Consider the following 2,119-nt stretch of genomic DNA (forward strand, 5'->3'; position numbering starts at 1 on the left):
CCAGGACGGTGACCAGCAGGACACCTGGAAGAAGAATGCCCGCTTCACCTTCAAGACCTGGACCGGCCAGGAAACCGAGCTCGGCACCTTGAAGACCTACACCGAAATGCGCTTCAACTTCGGCAACAGCAACGGCTATGGCACCCTCGCCTCCGGCAATCCCGCCGTCGACAAAGGCGTCTCGGTGAAGTTCGCCTGGATCCAGCTCGGTGGTCTGCGCGTCGGTAAGGACGAGTCTGCCTTCGATTCGTTCATCGGCTACGCGGGCGCCGTCATCCAGGATACCCTGGTTCCGTACGGCGATTTCGACACCAACGTCGTCCAGTACTACTTCGACGCTGGCAACGGCTTCTCGGCCGTGGTCTCTCTCGAAGAGGGCTCTGGCGTCGTCGGGACGATCGACAGCTATGTTCCGCATGTCGTCGGCGGCGTGAAGTACACGCAGGGCTGGGGCGCCATCACCGGCGTCGTCGCCTATGACAGCAACTATGAAGAAGTCGCCGGCAAGGTCCGTCTCGACGTCAAGCCGATGGACAACCTGTCGCTGTTCATCATGGGCGGCTACGGCACCGACGACAATCTCAACGACGACGCCGGAAACGTCATCGACGCGCACGGTCGCGGCTTCTACAAGCAGTGGAGCGGCAACTGGGCAATCTGGGGCGGCGGCACCTATACCATCAACGAGAAGACCTCGTTCAACGCCCAGCTCTCCTATGACGAAGGCAAGAACTTCGGCGTCGCGGCCAACATTGCCTATGAAATCGTCAAGGGCTTCAAGATCACGGCCGAAGTCGACTACCTGCATGTCGGCGAGGACACCGTCACCAACTGGACCAAAGCCGACAAGGAAAACAGCGTCGGCGGCATCCTCCGCTTCCAGCGCTCGTTCTGATCAGTCCTACAGTCTCGAAAGAAGGGCCCGCAGCACGTCGCTGCGGGCCTTTTCGTTTCAACTCAAGCCGGCCTGCCTTAGCGCTGAATAGACCCGCTGGCGCAGATCGTCCGGCACCTGGCCGACGACCGCGTCGAACGAGGCGACCGTCAGCCCCTGGTCCATGCGCCTTGCCTCGGCGATGACGGTCCTGGCTTCCTCCGCGCGGCCGAGCGCGACAAGGGCGGCGGCCAGCCCCAGCCTCGACCAGGTCTCGCGCGCATTGAGCGCGGTGGCACGCCGGGCGGCAGCCTCGGCGGCGGCGAAATCGTCCAGCCAATAGTGGCAGAACGACTGCAGCGTCATGAACATCGAGCCGAGCGGATCCCTGGGGTTCAGCCGCACCGCCTGGCCGATATGATGCAGCGCCTCGCGCGGCCTGCCCGACCAGAAGTGCAATTGCGCCATGCCGAAATAGGCCTGCGCGAAACTCGGGCTGAGATCGATCGCCATCGAAAGATGGTGGGCGGCGCGCGGCCGTTCGCCGATGAAGGTCAGCAGGCGTCCGAGCACGACATGGCTGAAGGCGTCGCCGGCATCGAGCGCCAGCGCCTTCTCGGCCTGCGCTATGCCGGCGCCGAGCGTCTGCCCGACATCGGCGGTGAAGTGCCAGGTCACCGCCGACAGGCAGACATAGGCGAGGCCGGCATAGGGCAGGCTGAACCCCGGCTCCAGCTCGAGGGCACGCTCAAAATGCCCCTGCGCCAGCTGATGATCGTCCCTGGTGAACCGGTAGGCATGCCACATGCCGCGATGGAACAGTTCCCAGGCATCGAGGTTTTCCGGCCGCTTGCGCGCCGCGCTTTCGCGCTCCGCCGCCCGCACCTCGGCGTCGATGTTGGCGATGATGCGCGTCACCACCTCGTCCTGCAGGTCGAAGACGTCCTGCGCCAGCCGGTCATAGCGCTCCGCCCAGACGCAGCGGTCGCCGGACGCATCGATCAGCTGCACGGCAACGCGAAGCTGGTCGCCGCCGCGCCGCACGCTGCCGGCAAGGATGTATCTGACGTCGAGGTCGCGCGCGGCGATGCCGGCCTCGCCGGCGCCGCTGCCATAGCCGACCGTCGACTGCGGCGCGATGACCAGGAAATCGCGCTGCCGCGACAATTCCGTGATGATGTCCTGCGAGATGCCGTTGGCGAGGAAATCCTGCTCGCCATCGCTCTTGCCGGCAAAGGGCAGGAC

The 2,119-nt window shown here is 64.8% G+C and carries 2 protein-coding genes; one reads left to right on the plus strand and one right to left on the minus strand.

Going from position 1 to position 2,119, the window contains the following annotated elements; genetic code table 11:
• Window positions 1-895, plus strand: an 895-nt coding sequence (locus tag EN738_RS33765; protein ID WP_145967034.1) for a porin, incomplete at its 5' end; no start/stop codon positions are given.
• A 57-nt stretch (window positions 896-952) separates the two neighbouring features.
• On the opposite strand, the gene EN738_RS33770 is transcribed toward EN738_RS33765, so the two are convergent.
• Window positions 953-2,119 (minus strand): tetratricopeptide repeat protein (locus EN738_RS33770; RefSeq protein WP_127287313.1); only part of this gene is annotated, 1,167 nt, incomplete at its 5' end.

It is taken from the genome of Mesorhizobium sp. M4B.F.Ca.ET.017.02.2.1 (assembly GCF_003998955.1).
Taxonomy (GTDB): domain Bacteria; phylum Pseudomonadota; class Alphaproteobacteria; order Rhizobiales; family Rhizobiaceae; genus Mesorhizobium; species Mesorhizobium abyssinicae.